Origin of the sequence: Thermophilibacter gallinarum, from assembly GCF_014982725.1 — a bacterium.
GTDB classification, from domain to species: domain Bacteria; phylum Actinomycetota; class Coriobacteriia; order Coriobacteriales; family Atopobiaceae; genus Thermophilibacter; species Thermophilibacter gallinarum.
In genome coordinates, this window is sequence record NZ_JADCJZ010000002.1 from 577,239 (window position 1) to 593,996 (window position 16,758).

Here is a 16,758-nt window from a genome sequence, read left to right on the forward strand (position 1 = left end):
TTCTCGCGCCTCTCGCCAAATGCCGAGAAAAACTGGGCAGTCCGGGCCTACCATGGAACGAGGCGCGCCAGGGAACGGCGCCACAGCGAGAGGAATGCCATGAGATATCTGATCGTCGGCGGCGTGGCCGCAGGAACCAAGGTCGCGGCCAAGCTCAAGCGCTGCGACCGGTCTGCCGAGGTCGTGGTCGTGACCAAGAGCGAGGACATCAGCTACGCCGGGTGCGGTCTGCCCTACTACATCGGCGGCGACATCCAGACGCGCGGCGAGCTCATCGTCAACACGCCGGCCGCCTACGAGGGGCTCACGGGCGTGGAGGTGCGCACGGGCGTGGAGGCCGTGGCGCTTGACGCCGCGGCGCACGAGGTCACGGTGCGCGAGAAGGACGGCTCCGAGCACGGCGAGACGTACGACAAGCTGGTCATCGCCACCGGTGCGTCGCCACTCGTGCCCGCGAGCATTCCCGGCACCGACCTGCCCGGCGTCTTCACCGTACGCACGCCCGACGACGCCGAGGCCATTCGCGACTACGCCGACGCCGGGGCGCGCCGCGCGGTGGTGGTTGGCGCCGGCTTCATCGGCCTGGAGGTCGCCGAGAACCTGCTCGCGCGCGGCCTCTCCGTCACCCTGATCGACGCGATGCCGCAGATCCTGCCCAACGTCTTTGACCCCGAGATGGCCGGCTTCGCGCAGCGCCAGCTCAAGGCCGCCGGCGTGCGCGTCATGACGTCGTGCCCGCTCGCGGGCATAAAGGGCGGCGAGAAGGTCGAGGGCGTCGAGACCGGCGCGGGGACGCTGCCGGCGGACCTCGTGATCCTCTCCATCGGCATCCGGCCCAACACGGCGTGGCTCGAGGGCTCCGGCGTGACGCTCGACAAGGGCTGCGTGGTCGTGGACGAGCTCGGCGCAACCAACCTGCCGGACGTCTACGCCGCCGGCGACTGCGCCGAGGTCACGAACGCCATCACCGGCAAGCCGATGTGGAGCGCCATGGGCTCGACGGCCAATATCTGCGGCCGCGCAATCGCCCGCACGCTCACGGGCACGCCGACCCCCTACCCCGGAGCACTCGGCACCGGCGTCGTGCGCCTGCTGCCCACGCTGAACGGCGGGCGCACCGGCCTCACCGAGACGGCGGCGCGCGAGGCGGGCTTTGACCCGGCGAGCGTGGTCTCCGTGGTGGACGACAAGGCTCACTACTACCCCGGCTCCTCGAGCTTCATGGTGAAGCTCGTCGCGGACCGCGACTCGCACCGTCTGCTTGGCGTGCAGGTGCTCGGCGCCGGCGCTGTCGACAAGGTCACTGACGTCGTGGTGACGGCGCTCTACCAGAAGGCGCGCGTGGAGGACCTCGACCTGATGGACCTCTCCTACGCACCGCCCTTCTCGACCGCCATCCACCCGCTGGTCACGACGGCCTACATCCTGGAGAACAAGCTCGCGGGCGAGCTCGAGAGCTTCACGCCAGCCGAGTACGCCGCCGGCGCCGCCGCGGACTACCACGTCATCGACGTGCTGCCCGCGCCCACGATCCCCGGCGCGGAATGGGTTGACCTCACCAAGATTGGCCCGGACGGACTGCCCGGTCACGAGAAGGACGAGAAGCTCCTGCTGGTGTGCGCCAAGGGCAAGCGCGGCTACTTCGCGCAGAACCGTCTCAAGGCCGCAGGCTACACGCAGACGCGCGTGCTCGAGGGCGGCGTGACGTTCAACGAGGTCCGCGTGCCGCGTCCGGTCGGCAAGAAGCTCCCCGCCGCCGAGGTCAAGCGCCTCAAGGGCCTGGGCTGCCTGCAGGACAAGCGCTACGACGGCGTCTTCAACGTCCGCGTGATCACACGCAACGGCAAGATCACGGTGGACGAGCAGCGCGCCGTGGCCGAGGCCGCCGAGCGCTTTGGCTCCGGCGAGGTCACGATGACCACGCGCCTCACGCTGGAGATCCAGGGGGTGCCGTACGACAACATCGACGCGTGCATCGGCTTTTTGCAGGACCACGGCCTGGACGCCGGCGGCACCGGCTCCAAGGTGCGCCCGGTCGTGAGCTGCAAGGGCACCACCTGCCAGTACGGCCTCATCGACACCTTCGACCTTTCCGAGAAGCTGCACGAGCGCTTCTACGTGGGCTACCACGGCGTGGACCTGCCGCACAAGTTCAAGATCGCCGTGGGCGGCTGTCCCAACATGTGCGTCAAGCCCGACCTCAACGACCTGGGCATCGTTGGCCAGCGCGTGCCGCAGATCGACCTCGAGAAGTGTCGCGCGTGCAAGGTCTGCCAGGTCGTGAAGGCGTGCCCGATGGGCGACGCTCAGATTGGGCCGGACGGCAAGATCACGATCGACGGCTCCGCGTGCAACCACTGCGGCCGCTGCGTGGGCGCGTGCCCGTTCGGCGCCGTGACCGAGGGCCTTGCGGGCTACAAGGTCTACATCGGTGGGCGCTGGGGCAAGAAGGTCGCGCACGGTCAGGCGCTGGACAAGATCTTCACCAGCGAGGACGAGGTCATGGACCTCGTGGAGCGCGCGATTCTCTTCTTCCGCGACGAGGGCGAGAGCGGCGAGCGATTTGCCGACGCCGTGGCGCGCCTCGGCTTTGACTACGTGCAGGAGAAGCTGCTGACCGCGCCAATCGACAAGGAGGCCATCCTCGGCAAGACCGTCGTGGGCGGGGCAACCTGCTAGGACAGCTGGCGAGAAGGACGCGTGGCTGCGGGCGACCACAAATCCGGAGCCACGCATGCGCTAGTTCGAAGTTTTGAATGCGTCGCGGCGATTTCGTGTCCGTTTGGACAAAAAATCCCTCCCGCGCATGCCGTCGAGGATGCGCGGGAGGGAATTCTTGGTAGCGCGAGCGTCCTTCTCGTCTAGAACTTGTCGACGTGGCCGGTGGCGCGCGTGGCCCGTGCGCGCAGGTCCGCAATCGCGGCCGGAATCTCGTCCAGGTCGTACGGCGTCATCTGGTAGACCCAGTTGAGCCAGTTGCGGTACAGCAGGTTGGCGTGCGCGCGCCAGGTGAAGAGCGGCTGCTGCTCGGGGTCGTCGTCAGGGAAGTAGTTCTCGGGCACGCGGATGGGCAGGCCCTTGTGGAAGTCGCGCCAGAACTCGTCGGCCAGGGTGTCGCGGCCGTACTCAAAGTGGCCGGTCACATAGACCTCGTGGAAGTCGCGCGTGGCGAGAAGCGACGGGCCGCTCGTGAAGCCCTCGGAGAGCGTGCAGAGCTCGGGGTGCTTGGCCAGCTCGCCGGTGTCGATCGCGGCGTGGCGGCTGTGCGGCATGTAGTGCACCTCGTCGAAGCCGTTGGTGAGGAAGCTGTACTCGTCGCAGAGGCGCTGCTTGAACACGCCGAAGAGCTTGGCACCGAGCTGGCGCTTGGGGATGCCGTAGAGGTGCCACAGCGCGCCGAGCGCGCCCCAGCACAAAAACATCGTCGAGAACACGTGCTCCTGGCTCCAGTCCACGATCTCGCAGAACTCGTCCCAGTAGTCCACGTCCTCGTACTCGAGGTGCTCGACGGGCGCGCCGGTGATGATCAGGCCGTCGTAGTTCTTGTCGCGGAAGGAGTCGAACGTGTCATAGAACTTGACCAGGTGGTCCTGCGAGACGTGCGTGGACTCGTGGGTGGAGACGCGCATGAAGTCGCAGCTCACCTGCAGTGGAGACTTGGAGATGAGGCGCAGGATCTGGGTCTCGGTCTCGATCTTGGTGGGCATGAGGTTGAGGATCGCCACGCGCAGGGGGCGAATCTCCTGGTGGCTGGCCACCTCCTCCTCGAGCGCGAAGATGCGCTCCTGCTGGAGGATGGTCTTTGCGGGCAGGCCGTCGGGGATGTTAATGGGCATGCTCTGGTCTCCGTTTCTGCGGCATTACCCGTCAAGTATACGGCGGAGAGGGCGCCCAGGCAGAAAAAAGGGCCTGCTGTGTCACTTTCGGCCTCGTCTGAGTGCCTGGCCCCGCCCGTCTTTGCATGGCGACAGAGTTTTCCCAGTTGGCGCAAGACCGACACGGGGGCCTTAGCGGCCCGCCTCGATTTGAGGCACTCAGACGAGGCCGAAAGTGACACAGCGCCATCGATATTCTGCCTCTCGGGGTCAGAGCAGGATGTCGGAGCGCCCGCTATGCCGCCCATGCTCTATACTTAGCCCCATGACTACTACATTTGCCGAGCTCGGGCTTAACGAGCAGATCCTCGCCGGGGTGGACGCCCTCGGCTTCACCACCCCGACCCCCGTCCAGGAGCAGGCCATCCCCGTGGTGCTCACGGGCCGCGACATCGTGGCCTCCGCGCAGACCGGCACGGGCAAGACCGCCGCCTTCGCGCTGCCCGCGCTGCAGCTCGTGGCAGGTGCGAAGGGCAAGGGCCCGCACGCGCTCGTGGTCACGCCCACGCGCGAGCTCGCGGCGCAGATCGAGAAGGTCGTGAGCGTGGTCTGCGAGAAGACCGGCCAGCGCGCGGTCATCGTCATGGGCGGCACCAAGTTCGACCGTCAGATCAGCGAGCTCGAGCGCGGCTGCGACCTGCTCGTGGCCACCCCGGGCCGCCTGATCGACCTCATGGAGCACAAGCACGTGAGCCTCTCGCAGGTCAAGGTGCTCGTGCTCGACGAGGCGGACCGCATGCTGGACATGGGCTTCTGGCCGAGCGTCCGCCGCATCATGCACGCGCTGCCGGCCAAGCATCAGACGCTGCTCTTCTCGGCCACCATCCCGCCGTCGATCAAGTCCACGATCGACGCGCTGCTCACCGACCCCGCCACCGTGGAGATCGCCCGCGTGGGCGAGACCGCGGACACCGTGGAGGAGCACCTCTGCCCCGTCACCCAGGGACAGAAGACCGAGCTTCTGCGCGCGCTGCTGGACACCGGCGGCGCCGCAGGCGAGAAGCCCGAGCGCGTGCTCGTGTTCTGCCGCACCAAGCACCGCGTGGACGACGTATCCAAGACGCTCAAGAACGCGGGCGTGAAGGTTGACGTGATGCACGCCGACCGCCCGCAGAAGGCGCGCGAGCGCGCGCTCGAGAAGTTCCGCGAGGGAAAGTGTCAGGTCCTCGTGGCCACCGACGTCATGAGCCGAGGCATCGACGTCTCCGGCATCGACGCCGTGGTCAACTTCGACGTCCCCATGGACCCCGAGGACTACGTGCACCGCATCGGCCGCACGGGCCGCGCGGGCGCCACCGGCCACGCCTACACCTTCGTGGCGCCGGACGAGATCAGCCCCCTGCGCGAGATCGAGTACTTCACCAAGAAGCTCGTGCCCGTGTGGGACCTCGACGGCTTCACCTACGACGCCGGCCGCATCGTGCCGCAGGAGGGACGCCCCACCAAGCGCTCCACGCGCACTATGTTCGCCGGCTCGCGCGGGCGCGGCCGCGGCATCGCCGGCGGTCGCTACGGCCGCCACTACTAAGGCTGGCGAGAAGAACGTGAAGCAGGCACGTCCGTATCCCCGCGTCGTCGTCACGCGGAAGGCCGCGCGCTCGCTCGCCGGCGGGCACCCGTGGGTCTTCGAGGGCGAGGTCATCTCCGCCGATCCCGCCGAGAACGGCGCGATTGTGGACGTCTTCGAGGAGAACGGCACATGGCAGGGCGCGGGTCTGCTCTCGCAGGAGTCCAAGATCCGCGTCCGCGTGGTGAGCCGCAACGCCAACGACCTCTTCGACGAGGCCTTCTGGGCGCGCCGCGTCGCATGGGCGTGGCAGCACCGCCGCACCGCGATGGCCGGCCGCGGCCTCCCCGGCGCCGAGCCGGACACCACCTGCTGCCGCGTGGTCTTCTCCGAGGCCGACGGCCTACCCGGCCTCGTGGCGGACCGCTACGAGAACGTCCTGGTCACGCAGGTGGGCACCGTGGGCATGGAGCGCCTGCGCCCCGTCGTGTACCGCGCGCTCGTGGACACCCTCGCCGCGGACGGCGAGAAGATCGACGCGATCTTTGAGCGCAACGACGGCGCGTCCCGCGCCAAGGAGGGCCTGTCGCAGTACAAGGGCTGGTGGGACGGCCTGCCCGCGCCGGAGACCGCACGCCTCGTGGTGCGCGAGAACGGCCTGCACTTTGACCTCGACCTCGAGAACAGCCAGAAGACCGGCTTCTTCCTCGACCAGAAATACAACCGCCGCGCCGTGCGCGAGATAGCGGCCGGCCGGCGCGTGCTCGACTGCTTCTGCCACGTGGGCCCCTTCGGCCTGAACGCGGCCGCGGGCGGCGCCGCGTTCGTGCGCTGCGTCGACGTGAGCGACACCGCGATTGAGCTCGCGCGCGAGAACGCCCGTCTCAACGGCCTGGACGACCGCATGGACTTCACCTGTGCGAACGTCCTCGACTACCTCCCCGAGCTCGCTCGCGACCGCGCCCGTCTGCGCGAGGAGGGCGGCCCGTTCGACCTCATCGTGCTGGACCCGCCCGCCTTCACCAAGAGCCGCGGCACCGTCTCCCACGCCGCGCGCGGCTACCGAGAGATCAACTACCAGGCGCTGCGCCTGCTGCCCCGCGGCGGCTACCTGGCCACCTGCAGCTGCTCCCACTTCATGACGCGCGATCTTCTCGCCAAGGCGATCGCCGAGGCCGCGCATCAGGCCAACGTGCAGCTCAAGCAGGTCGAGGAGCGCCAGCAGGCCCCCGACCACCCCATCCTCTGGGGCTTCCCCGAGAGCCACTACCTGGATTTCTTCGTCTTCCAGGTGGTCTAGCCGCGCCGGCGCGTGGGGTTTCTCGCCCGATGGCGCCCTCCCGAGTGATAGATTTAGTGCTTGATTGACCGCACGACCTCGGGAGTCACTGCAATGCTTGAGCTCTTTGGCATGTTCGTCCTCGCCCTCGCCCCCATCATCTGGCTCGTCATCGCCCTGTGCGGGCTGCACATGGAGGCCTACCTCGCGAGCCTCGGCGCGCTCGTCGTGGCCGCCGTCTGTGCCGCGCTCGGCTGGGCGATGACGCCCGTCAACATGGCCACCGCCGCGCTCGAGGGCTTTGCCATGGCGCTCTGGCCCATCGTGATCGTGATCATCGCCGCGGTCTTCACCTACAACCTCACCGTGCACACCGGCGCCATGGAGACGATCAAGCGCATGCTCTGCTCGGTCTCCGCCGACCGCCGCGTCCTCACGCTGCTCATCGGCTGGTGCTTCGGCGGCTTCCTCGAGGGCATGGCCGGCTTCGGCACCGCCGTGGCCATCCCGGCGAGCATGCTCATGGCGCTCGGCATCAGCCCGGTGACCTCCATCCTGGCCTGTCTCATCGCCAACGGCGTGCCCACGATGTTCGGCTCCATCGGCATCCCCACCACCACGCTCGCCTCCATCACGGGCATCGACGTGGTCGAGCTCTCCACGGTCCAGGCCATCCAGGTCTTCCCGTTCGTCGTGGCCTGCCCGATCCTCATGGTCATGCTCGTGGGCCACGGCCGCAAGGCGCTCAGGGGCATGCTGCCCATCGCGCTCGTCTCCGGCGTGTCGTTCGCCGCATGCCTGCTGATCGCCGGCCACTTCATCGGCGGCGAGCTGCCCGACGTGGTGGCCTCCGTGGTCTCGCTCGTCCTCACCTTCGCCTACGCGCTGCACATGCACAAAAGCGGCGTCGAGGTGCCCGAGAAGTTCCGTCTTGCCGCGTCCTCCGAGGACGACGCGCCCGAGGAGTCCGTTGCCGACAAGCTGCGCGCCTGGGCGCCGTTCGCCCTGATCTTCGCGGTGCTGCTGCTCACCAGCAAGCTCGTGCCCTTCGTCAATGGCCCGCTCTCCGCGATCAAGAGCACGGTCAACATCTACGCCGGCGATCCAACCGCCACGCTGACCTTCTCGTGGGTGAACACGCCTGGCGTGCTGATCTTCATCTGCGGCATCGTGGGCGGCCTCATCCAGCACTGCCCGCCGCGCGAGATGCTCGGAGTGCTGGGCGCCACGTGCAAGCAGATGAGCAAGACCGTCGTCACGATGCTCGGCGTGCTGGCCTGTGCCAAGATCATGGGCTACTCCGGCATGATCGCGAGCATCTCCGACTTCTTCGTCGCGTCGCTCGGCGGGTTCTACCCGCTGGTCGCGCCGCTGCTGGGCGCGCTGGGCACGTTCGTCACCGGATCGGGCACCTCCAGCGAGGTGCTCTTCGGCAACGTCCAGCTCCACGCCGCGCAGTCCATCGGCGCCAACGAGACCTGGCTCGTGGCGTCCAACTCGCTCGGCGTCTCCGCGGGCAAGATGCTCAGCCCGCAGAACATCGCCATCGGCTGCGCCGCGTGCGGCCTCACCGGCAAGGACGGCGAGATCCTCGGCAAGATCGCCCCGTACGCCTTCGCCTTCGCCCTCGCCATGGCGATCCTCGTCTACGGCGGCGCCCTCGTCCTGGGGTAGCCCCCTCAGGCAGGAGCGACCTGTACGCGGGAGGCCCCCGACTTCCTAAGCAGGATCTTCCGCGAAGCGCAGTCCTGCGTGGAAGTCGGGGGCCTCTCCCAGCGCGTATCAGGTCAGGCGACTAGTAGTTGATTGCCTGCTCCTCGAAGTAGGCCTTGGGGTGGTTGCAGACCGGGCAGACCTCGGGGGCCTCGGCGCCCACGTGCAGGTGACCGCAGTTGCGGCACTTCCAGACCTTCACGCCCGGGCGGGCGAAGACCTCGCCCTTCTCGACGCGCTCGGCCAGCTTGAGGTAGCGCTCCTCGTGGTGCTTCTCGACCTCGCCGACCATGCGGAACTTGGCGGCGATCTCGGTGAAGCCCTCGGCCTCGGCGGTCTCGGCGAAGCCCTTGTACATGTCGGTCCACTCGTAGTTCTCGCCGGCGGCGGCGTCCTTGATGTTGGTCAGGGTGTCGGGCACCTCGCCGCCGTGGAGGTACTTGAACCAGAGCTTGGCGTGCTCCTTCTCGTTGCCGGAGGTCTCGGTGAAGATCGCGGAGATCTGCTCGTAGCCCTCCTTCTTGGCCTTGCTCGCGTAGTAGGCGTACTTGTTGGTGGCCTGGGACTCGCCGGCGAAGGCGGCCTCCAGGTTCTTCTTGGTCTGAGAGCTCTCAAAGTCAACGGCCATTGGTGCTCCTCTCCTGTCCCCGCGGGGACGCCTGTGCCGGGCCTCGTGCCCGGTATTGAGACAATATATCATTTAGACAGTCCAGCGGCCATCGAGAAGACGGCAGAACCCCTCGCTTTCCAGCTCTTTCAGCAGCGAGCGGACGTTCTTCTCGGTGAGCGGCGCTCTCTTGGCCGCGACCTCGACCGCGTTCAGCTCGTCGAGAAGGACCTCGAGCGCGGCGCCGCCCTCGGGCGCATGGGCGAGAAGGACGCGCAGCAGCTCCGCGCGCTTCTGGCGGTGCGAGCCTTCGAAGCGCGACTGGCGCGCGTGCCCCCGCGAGCGCCGGGACGGGTTGGGGACGCTCCGCTTGAGGTAGGCGCCGTAGTCGAGGAGCGCGTAGTACCAGGCGCGCGGGTCGTCGGCGGGGTCGCTCGCGTCGTCGGGGCAGGTGGCCCGCAGGATGGGCACGAGCTCGCGGTCCGGAACGGACTCCGCGTCGGGAAAGAGCTCGTGGAGCAGGACCGAGCGCACGTTGGTCTCCAGGTAGACGGCAGGCAGGTCAAAGGCAAAGGCGCGGATGCCGGCCGCCGTGGCGGGCCCCACGCCGGGGAGCGCCTCGAGGGCCGCGGCCTCGGTCGGGAGCGCGCCGCCGAGCGCGGACACAGCCTGCGCGGCGCGGTGCAGCGCGAGGGCGCGCCGGTTGTAGCCGAGCCCCTGCCACTCGTCCAGGACGTCAGCGGGCGCCGCCGCCGCGAGCGCGTCGGGCGTGGGGAAGCGCTCCAGCCAGCGCTGCCAGCGGCCGTCCACGCGCGAGGTCTGCGTCTGCTGGAGCATGACCTCCGAGATCCAGACGGCATAGGGGTCGCGCGTGCGGCGCCACGGGAGGTCGCGGTAGAGCTCGCGCCCGCGCTCCAGCACGAGGGCGCGGAAGGCGAGAAGGTCGGCGTCGTCCGTCATGCGTCGGCGCCGTCGTCCGGGGCGGTCTCGGCCTCGGCCTCGACGGCCGCCGCACGCGCCTCGTCCTCGGGCAGCAGCTCGAAGTCGCCGCGCAGCACCGGCGAGCGGCCCTCGACGATCAGGTCGTAGAGCGTCACCTTGGAGAAGAACGCACGGAGCATGTGCTCGGCGTTGCACCACACCGGCGAGTAGTGGCAGTGCGGCAGGTTGGGGCACGGGTTGCCGCAGCCGTCCGCGTTGTGGCAGCCGGAGAAGCAGATCTCGCCCTGCACGGCCTCGACGACCTGCAGCAGCGTGGTCTCGCGGGGGTCGACGGCGAGGCGCATGCCGCCGTTGGCGCCGCGCGTGTTGGTGACCAGGCCCGCGACCGCGAGGTCGTGCTGGATCGACCGCGCGAACGAGTACGGGACGCCGCTCTCGCTCGCCGCCGTGCGCACCGACACGACGCCGTCGGGGTTCTCCACCAGCGCGGCGATCATGCGCAGCGCGTAGTCGGTCTTCTTGGAGATGTCCATGGTCCCTCCGCCTCCCGTCGGCTAGTCGTCCCAGTCGAGCACGGGCCAGCCGCGGCGCCGCGCGCTTATGGCCAGCGTCTTGCCCGGGCACACGGCGCGCGCCTCCCGCGCGGCCTCGAGCAGCGGCGCATCGGTGTGGTGGTCGGCGTACGCGCACTCGAGCACCCAGCGCCCCTCCCCGAGATGGGAGTCGCACCACCGCTCGACCGCGCGGCACTTCTCGTCGCCCGCCACCACCGGGCCGTCGACGCGCCCGGTGTAGAGGCCCCGCTCGTCGCGCTCCATGCGCGTGGCGACGAAGCCGTCCGCCCCCATCCTGCGCGCCGCGACCTCGGCGATGGGCTCGAAGGTCGCGGAGACGAGAAGGACGAGGAGCCCCCGCTCGTGGCAGCGGGCCACCTCGGCGAGCGCCTGCGGCCGGTAGAGCGGGGCGAGGACCTCGTCGTGGAAGTGCGTCATGAGGGCGTCGACGTCCTCCGAGGTGCGGCCGCGCAGCGCGCCGAAGACGACCTCGCGGGCCTCGTCCTGGCGGAACGGCAGGTGGAGCTTGTAGCGGATGCCCCACCAGGCGAGCCGCGCCAGGCGGGCCGGGGACATCATGCCGTGGGAGAAGAGGTAGCGCGTGAACAGGGACCCCGACTGACCGTCGATGGAGGTGCCATCGAAGTCGAAGACCGCGACCTTCTGTTGCTGCGCGCCGACACTGGACTGCATGGGCGCTCCGTTCCTCGAGCGATGCGTCACCGATATGATAGCGCGAGCGGACAATTGCGGGGCGCGCGAGACGGTGACAGGCGGGTCCGGGGCCCTCTTCGGTCGGCGCGCGGCGGCTAAAAAAAGGGGCCCTTGCGGGCCCCTTGACGGTGCAAATGGCGGGATGTAAGGGACTCGAACCCTCGACCTCCGACGTGACAGGCCGGCGCTCTAACCAGCTGAGCTAACACCCCGTTCGCTTTGCGCGGAAGTTATTCTCTCATACGGTTTCGGCCATGGCAAGGGGCAATCTCAAAAAAATTTGGCCGGGGCCTTGCGACGGCCCGGGCGCTACTTGCTGGCCTTGTCGAACTCGTCCTTGAAGGAGCCGAACATCTTGCCGAGGGAGCCGAGCTGCTTGCCGGCAGCACGGGCGACCTTGTCGCCGGTCGATGCGGGCTTCTTTGCGGCGGGCTTGGGCGCGGACTTGGGTGCGGCGGCCTTCTTCGTGGCGGGCGCGTAGGTCTTGGGGGCCGCCTGACGAGGGGCGTCCTTCGGGTCGACGCCCTTCTCGGCGATCCGCTGGACGGGCTTCTCGACACGCACGTCGGCGGCGGGGACCTGGGGCACGGCGGGCGGCTGGTCCTCCGGCTCGGTGGCGTCGGCGATGGCGCGCTTTGCCTTGCCGAGCGCGCGGCCCAGGGCGAACGAGCCCTTGTCCACGGCCTCCCCGGCCGCGGCGCCGACCTTCTTGCCCACCTTGGACGCCCCGGCCTTGGCGCGCGCGTAGCCCTCGCCGGCCGCGCCGGCCAGGCCGCCGTCCAGCTCGACACTCTTCTCGCCGGGCTCCACGATCATGAAGCCGTCGCGGTAGCCGCGGACCATGTCGGGCGTGATCACGAACGAGCCGATGAGCGCGCGGGCCATGCCGCCGTCGGCCGTGAAGAAGCGGGTGACGGCGCCGGTCCTCTCGTCGTACTCCGCGTCGGAGACGTAGCCGAGCGCCTTGCCGGCCGTGGTCTTGGCATCCATGCCGGACCACATGATGCAGCGGTCCCAGTCCAGGTCGAGGCGACGCAGCGCGGCGTCGTCCAGGCCGTCATCGGCGCGCGTCACCAGGACGGTCTTCTCGTCAAGGACGCGGAGGGAGTCCCAGGCGAGAAACGCGTCGGCTCGCTTGATCATGCCGGCCACGTCCGGCCGCTTGATCACGAAGCCGGCCACGTGCTTGCCATCCGGCGTGAACAGGGCGGCGCGCACGCGGCCGAACTTGGTGTACTTGTCTGTGACGGTGCCATCCTTGGCCGTGGTCGTCTTCTTGTGGAGGAGGACCCTGCGGCCGGTGAGGGAGCTGACCCTGAGCACGCGCCTAGGCCTCGGCGGTCTCGTCGTCGGCGTCGACGACCTCGACGTGGACGGCCTCGGCGGCCTGCTCGGCGGGGGCGGCGGCGTCGGCCATGGCGGAGACGCGGTCGGCGACGGTGGCGGCGGCATCCTTGACCTGGTCGGAGGCGTTGGCCACGACGTCGGAGAGGGAGTCGCGGAGCTGGTCCATGCGCTCGCGGGCGAGGTCGACCTTGGCGCGGAGCTCGTCGGTCTTGGCGTCCACGACGGGGCGGACGGCGCTGAACTTGTCGCTCACGACGCTGGCGCCGCGCTCGTAGGTGTCAACGGCGGAGTCCCAAGCGTCGTTCATGGCGTCCGCGGCCATGGCGCGGCTCTCGGCGCCGGAGCGCGGAGCGAGCATGACGCCTGCGACGACGCCGGCGGCGGCGCCGACGATGCTGCCAAGGATAAAGCCGACGGTCTTCTTACTCATTGGATCCTCCTGTCAGTGTGGCTTGCGGGCGCGGAGCGCGGATGCGCTAGCGGATGGGGTGGGGGCGCGGGACCGCGTTCAGGTCCCAGGGGCTGGGGGCGGAGGGGGGCTCCTCCTCGGAGGGCTGATCCTCGGGGAGCTCGGCGTCGTCGGGGACGGGCTCCTCGGCGGCGGGCTCGGAGTCGGTCGGGGCCTCGGGCTCCTCGGACTCGGAAGCCGGCTCGGGCTCGGCGTCGGCCGGCGCCTCCTCCACGGGGGCGGGCTCGGGCTCCTCGGCCGCGGCCTCGTCGTTCTTCTCGCCCTCCTGGTCGGAGGCGCTCTCGACCAGGGCGACCAGGCCGCCGACGATGGCGTCCACGTCCGGGCGAGGATCGCCGCCGCCGGAGTAGGCCCACTGGAGGACCCAGGCGGCGCTGGAGAGCGCGCCGGCGACGAGCACGTCGTCCACGCAGCTGAGCGTGACCTCGTAGGTGCGCTCGTCGGTCTGGACGGTGCGGCCGCTGGAGACGTCGCCGGCGATGTCCGTCTGGGCAAGGAGCTCAACGGTGACGTGCTCGAGCAGGTGGGCGAGCTCGGTGTCGGCCGCGACCTCGCCGAAGGTGGGGGCGGCGTCACCGAGGCAGACGTGGTCGGCGAGGGCGGGCATGAGGTCGAGGACGAGCTCCGTCGCCTCGGGGTTCTCGCTCGTCATGAGCGGGGCGCTGGGCGCGAGCTCGACGACCGCCGTCAGCGCGCGCGGCCCGATGGTGACCTTCTTGAAGTCGAACAGCTGAGCCATGTGCGGCTCCCTCTCGTCTCGGTCCGCGCGGCGCGCGGGCGTGGTCCTCGTACCATTGTAATGAAACGGGCGGGCGAAGCCGCCTGCCGGGCCTACTCCTTCTCCGGGGCGGCGGGCTTCTCTCCGTCAGCGTCGTCCTCGGCGTCCTCGGCCGGGGGCTCGGGGGCGACGACGCGCAGCATCGAGAGACGACGGCCGCGCATGGACTGCACACGGAACTGATACCCATCTTTGACGAAGACATCGCCGGGATGCGGGAGCTTGTCGGCCTGGTCCAGGACGAAGCCGGCGATGGTCTCGAACTCCTCGGAGTCCTCGACGGGCCAGCCGAGCTCGATGGCGTCGTCGATGGAGAAGCGGCCGTCGACGAGCCACTCGCACTCGGAGAGCTGCGTGAGGTACTTGTTGTCGGGGTCGAACTCGTCCTCGATCTCGCCGACGACCTCCTCGACGATGTCCTCGATCGTGATGACGCCGGCGGTTCCGCCGTACTCGTCCACGACGATCACCATCTGGTCGTGGCTGGACTGCATCTCGGAGAGCAGCGGGATGATGTCCTTGGTGTCCGGGACGAAGCTGGCGGTACGGGCGTGGCGCGCCACGGGGTCGGCGGCGCGGCCCTCGTCGAGGATGGGGCTGATGATGTCCTTGATGTGCGCGACGCCCACGATGCGGTCGACGGACTCGTGGTAGACCGGGATGCGGGAGTAGCCGGTGCGGCGCATGATGGCGAGCACCTCGGAGAGCGTGGCCGTGTCCTCGACGGCGGTCATGTCCACGCGTGGGATCATGACCTCGCGGGCGATGGTGTCGCCGAGCTCGATGACCTCGTGAATCATGGACTTCTCCTGGTCGGAGAGCTCGTCGGCGTCGGCGACCATGTACTTGATCTCCTCCTCGGAGACGCTGTCGCGCTCGTCGGCGGACTTGATGCCCAGCAGCGCGGAGAGGCCGTTGGCGGACTTGGCCGTGAGCCAGACCAGCGGGCGGGCGATGGTCATGAAGCCGCGGATGGGGCCGGCGACCGACTTGGCGGTGCGCTCGGCGTCGGAGAGGGCGATGCGCTTGGGAACGAGCTCGCCCACGACGATGGAGAGGTAGGAGACCGCGAGGGTGATGAGCACCGGGGCCAGGGGGACGGCGATGCCCGCGGGCATGCCGAGGCTCATGAACCAGTTGCCGAGCGGGTCGGAGAGGCTCGTGCTCGCGAACGCGGAGGACGCGAAGCCCACGAGCGTGATGGCGACCTGAATGGTGGCGAGGAACTGCTCAGAGTTGGAGCCGAGGTCGAGGGCGGCGCGCGCCTTGCGGTCTCCCTCCTCAGCCTCCGGCTCGAGCACTGCCCTCTTGGCGCTCACTACGGCAAGCTCGGACATCGAGAAATAGCCGTTGGCCAGCGTGAGCAGGAAAGTGACCACAATAGATATCGCTACGTCCATGCGCTTGTGCGCAACCTCCTTGGTCGGATGTCAGATACGTGCCGCGGCAGGGACGCTGGCGCCGTCGACACAACGGGATAATTTTAGCAGGTCGCTGATTCGCACGCACCATACGCCCCTTGTTGACCCCTGGGGCACTCCGCGTTTCCGCAAAACCGTCGCTCGTGCAACATCGAGCGCCCTCCTGAACCAAAACAGCCCTTCGTGCAACACAGGATCAGCTTCCTTACTCCAATCCGATGAGCAATAATCACATTTGCCCAGATAACTGATTTCAGATTGTATGGGTATTCTTCCCCAAGGCGATTTTCATGTTGCACGAAGGGCTGTTTTAGATTTCAGCTCAACACAATGTTGCACGAGAGGGCGTTTTGGAATGCCCGTTCCCAAGCCGCTAGTCACGAAGCACGCGAATCGCGGACGAAATCTCCTCGGGGCCAAACAGTCGCTCGCGTAAGCGCCGCCGAGCCGCGAGCATCCTCTCGTTTGGTGGGTTTCGATGCAAACCAAGGCTTGCTTCCAGATCAGTCACAAACAGGTCAAGCTCCGCGTTGCTCCGAAAGGTCCCACGCGTCATGGTGACGCAGTCAAGACCCACGGCCTGGTAGGCGCGACGCTTTCTCTCGTCACGGGCTCGTGCGACGGGGTCGCGATGGTACTCGTCGCTGTCATACTCCCCGACCGTCCCATCCGGCCACGAGAAGTCGGGACGTGCCGTCCTCTGGCCCAGCACCTCGGCAAGCTCCTCGGGCAGGGAGATAGAAACGTTCATGCGGAACCCTGGGACACCGGCGCCACCACACAACCGGGTACTTGCCAAGAACACGGCCACATCGGTCTCGCGAGGAGAGTCTGATCCTCCCGCCATGATGTCGAGGGCGCGCATCGCTCTCGCGGCGCCTCGGATTCCAAGGGCCATCGCTGATCTTGCGTACGCGGACAGCTCCGCTATGTCAACCAAAGGCGGAATCCCATCCACAAAACCACGCTCGGAGTCCGCGTCCAGGGCATAGGTGCCGCACAGCTCATAGCCCACCCTTGCCAGGTCGATCTCGTCCATAACTGTTGCAAGCTGCAGGAACATCGGGGCCGGCCGACAGACCAGCACTCCGTCCCCCAGCGGAACGAGATGCTTTTCTGATAGTGGCCCCGACCACACGTGGCTGTTCACTCGCTCGCTGTTGATACGTGCATCAGCCCTCGGCACCACCACGTCGAGCGGGGGCTCGGTGTTGCAGAGGTTGCAGGCGAGACTCACCTGCTCGGAGAGCGACAGCTCCCGCGCCCCGTAGATCTTTCCCTCGGGGACCTCGACGATCCGCCCGGGCGCGGCGATGCGCGCCGCCCGCCAGAAGTCCAGCGCCGACTCGAACCCAACCCTTAGCTCCCTCACGAAACCTCCTTTCGCCATGTACACGAAGATATACGGTATCGAGCGATTCACAAGTGGAGTTTTAGAGTATTTGGTTCGATATGTTTTGCTTTCTGTGTCAGCTACGTGACAGCTACGCGAAAGAAGGCCGCCCATGCGGGCGGCCTTCTCACAATCGCGTACGTTCTGTTCCGTGGCGGC

14 protein-coding genes and 1 tRNA gene are annotated in these 16,758 nt (G+C 68.2%); 4 read left to right on the forward strand and 11 right to left on the reverse strand.

The annotated features are described in order from the left end of the window. Positions 1 to 99 precede the first annotated feature (99 nt). The gene (locus INF26_RS06545) at positions 100 to 2,679 is read left to right on the forward strand and encodes an FAD-dependent oxidoreductase (RefSeq protein WP_193530040.1); all 2,580 of its coding nucleotides are present in this window, start codon (positions 100 to 102) and stop codon (positions 2,677 to 2,679) included. 182 nt (positions 2,680 to 2,861) lie between these two features. Here the strand turns inward: INF26_RS06545 and INF26_RS06550 are convergent, their stop codons facing one another. Further along, the gene (locus INF26_RS06550) at positions 2,862 to 3,836 is read right to left on the reverse strand and encodes a homoserine O-succinyltransferase (protein WP_193530042.1); all 975 of its coding nucleotides are present in this window, start codon (positions 3,834 to 3,836) and stop codon (positions 2,862 to 2,864) included. 304 nt (positions 3,837 to 4,140) lie between these two features. Between INF26_RS06550 and INF26_RS06555 the strand changes: the two genes are divergently transcribed. The 3 genes from INF26_RS06555 (at position 4,141) to INF26_RS06565 (ending at position 8,335) form a co-directional block, all read left to right on the forward strand. Then, entirely contained in the window at positions 4,141 to 5,403 is a 1,263-nt protein-coding gene (locus INF26_RS06555; RefSeq protein WP_193530043.1) for a DEAD/DEAH box helicase, read from the forward strand. 16 nt (positions 5,404 to 5,419) lie between these two features. Then, entirely contained in the window at positions 5,420 to 6,682 is a 1,263-nt protein-coding gene (locus INF26_RS06560) for a class I SAM-dependent rRNA methyltransferase (protein ID WP_193530044.1), read from the forward strand. 93 nt (positions 6,683 to 6,775) lie between these two features. Further along, on the forward strand, positions 6,776 to 8,335 hold the full coding sequence (locus INF26_RS06565; protein ID WP_193530045.1) for an L-lactate permease: 1,560 nt from the start codon (positions 6,776 to 6,778) through the stop codon (positions 8,333 to 8,335). Between the two features lie 121 nt (positions 8,336 to 8,456). Here the strand turns inward: INF26_RS06565 and rbr are convergent, their stop codons facing one another. From rbr to INF26_RS06615, 10 genes are all read right to left on the reverse strand, one after another. After that, positions 8,457 to 9,002, reverse strand: a complete 546-nt coding sequence (gene rbr / locus INF26_RS06570) for a rubrerythrin (protein WP_193530046.1) — start codon at positions 9,000 to 9,002, stop codon at positions 8,457 to 8,459. A gap of 72 nt (positions 9,003 to 9,074) precedes the next feature. Beyond that, on the reverse strand, positions 9,075 to 9,941 hold the full coding sequence (locus INF26_RS06575; protein ID WP_193530047.1) for an HhH-GPD family protein: 867 nt from the start codon (positions 9,939 to 9,941) through the stop codon (positions 9,075 to 9,077). Next, positions 9,938 to 10,456, reverse strand: coding sequence for an RrF2 family transcriptional regulator (locus INF26_RS06580; RefSeq protein ID WP_193530048.1), 519 nt, complete (start codon positions 10,454 to 10,456; stop codon positions 9,938 to 9,940). The genes INF26_RS06575 and INF26_RS06580 overlap by 4 nt, the downstream gene beginning before the upstream one ends. 21 nt (positions 10,457 to 10,477) lie before the next feature. Next, positions 10,478 to 11,170, reverse strand: a complete 693-nt coding sequence (locus INF26_RS06585; protein ID WP_193530049.1) for an HAD family hydrolase — start codon at positions 11,168 to 11,170, stop codon at positions 10,478 to 10,480. A 156-nt stretch (positions 11,171 to 11,326) separates the two neighbouring features. Further along, positions 11,327 to 11,403, reverse strand: a tRNA-Asp gene (locus tag INF26_RS06590). A gap of 97 nt (positions 11,404 to 11,500) precedes the next feature. Beyond that, positions 11,501 to 12,514, reverse strand: coding sequence for a hypothetical protein (locus INF26_RS06595; RefSeq protein ID WP_193530050.1), 1,014 nt, complete (start codon positions 12,512 to 12,514; stop codon positions 11,501 to 11,503). A 4-nt stretch (positions 12,515 to 12,518) separates the two neighbouring features. Then, on the reverse strand, positions 12,519 to 12,968 hold the full coding sequence (locus tag INF26_RS06600; protein ID WP_193530052.1) for a YtxH domain-containing protein: 450 nt from the start codon (positions 12,966 to 12,968) through the stop codon (positions 12,519 to 12,521). Positions 12,969 to 13,014: 46 nt separating this feature from the next. Then, the gene (locus tag INF26_RS06605; protein WP_193530054.1) at positions 13,015 to 13,746 is read right to left on the reverse strand and encodes a cyanophycin synthetase family protein; all 732 of its coding nucleotides are present in this window, start codon (positions 13,744 to 13,746) and stop codon (positions 13,015 to 13,017) included. A 92-nt stretch (positions 13,747 to 13,838) separates the two neighbouring features. Further along, entirely contained in the window at positions 13,839 to 15,185 is a 1,347-nt protein-coding gene (locus INF26_RS06610; RefSeq protein WP_193530055.1) for a hemolysin family protein, read from the reverse strand. 394 nt (positions 15,186 to 15,579) lie between these two features. Further along, the gene (locus INF26_RS06615; RefSeq protein WP_193530056.1) at positions 15,580 to 16,578 is read right to left on the reverse strand and encodes a hypothetical protein; all 999 of its coding nucleotides are present in this window, start codon (positions 16,576 to 16,578) and stop codon (positions 15,580 to 15,582) included. Between the last annotated feature and the right edge of the window lie 180 nt (positions 16,579 to 16,758).

Coding starts and splice junctions, on each gene's coding strand:
- INF26_RS06545 (WP_193530040.1), top strand. CDS start 100: ATGAGATATCTGATCGTCGGCGGCGTGGCCGCAGGAACCAAGGTCGCG.
- INF26_RS06550 (WP_193530042.1), bottom strand. CDS start 3,836: ATGCCCATTAACATCCCCGACGGCCTGCCCGCAAAGACCATCCTCCAG.
- INF26_RS06555 (WP_193530043.1), top strand. CDS start 4,141: ATGACTACTACATTTGCCGAGCTCGGGCTTAACGAGCAGATCCTCGCC.
- INF26_RS06565 (WP_193530045.1), top strand. CDS start 6,776: ATGCTTGAGCTCTTTGGCATGTTCGTCCTCGCCCTCGCCCCCATCATC.
- rbr (WP_193530046.1), bottom strand. CDS start 9,002: ATGGCCGTTGACTTTGAGAGCTCTCAGACCAAGAAGAACCTGGAGGCC.
- INF26_RS06575 (WP_193530047.1), bottom strand. CDS start 9,941: ATGACGGACGACGCCGACCTTCTCGCCTTCCGCGCCCTCGTGCTGGAG.
- INF26_RS06580 (WP_193530048.1), bottom strand. CDS start 10,456: ATGGACATCTCCAAGAAGACCGACTACGCGCTGCGCATGATCGCCGCG.
- INF26_RS06585 (WP_193530049.1), bottom strand. CDS start 11,170: ATGCAGTCCAGTGTCGGCGCGCAGCAACAGAAGGTCGCGGTCTTCGAC.
- INF26_RS06600 (WP_193530052.1), bottom strand. CDS start 12,968: ATGAGTAAGAAGACCGTCGGCTTTATCCTTGGCAGCATCGTCGGCGCC.
- INF26_RS06605 (WP_193530054.1), bottom strand. CDS start 13,746: ATGGCTCAGCTGTTCGACTTCAAGAAGGTCACCATCGGGCCGCGCGCG.
- INF26_RS06610 (WP_193530055.1), bottom strand. CDS start 15,185: ATGGACGTAGCGATATCTATTGTGGTCACTTTCCTGCTCACGCTGGCC.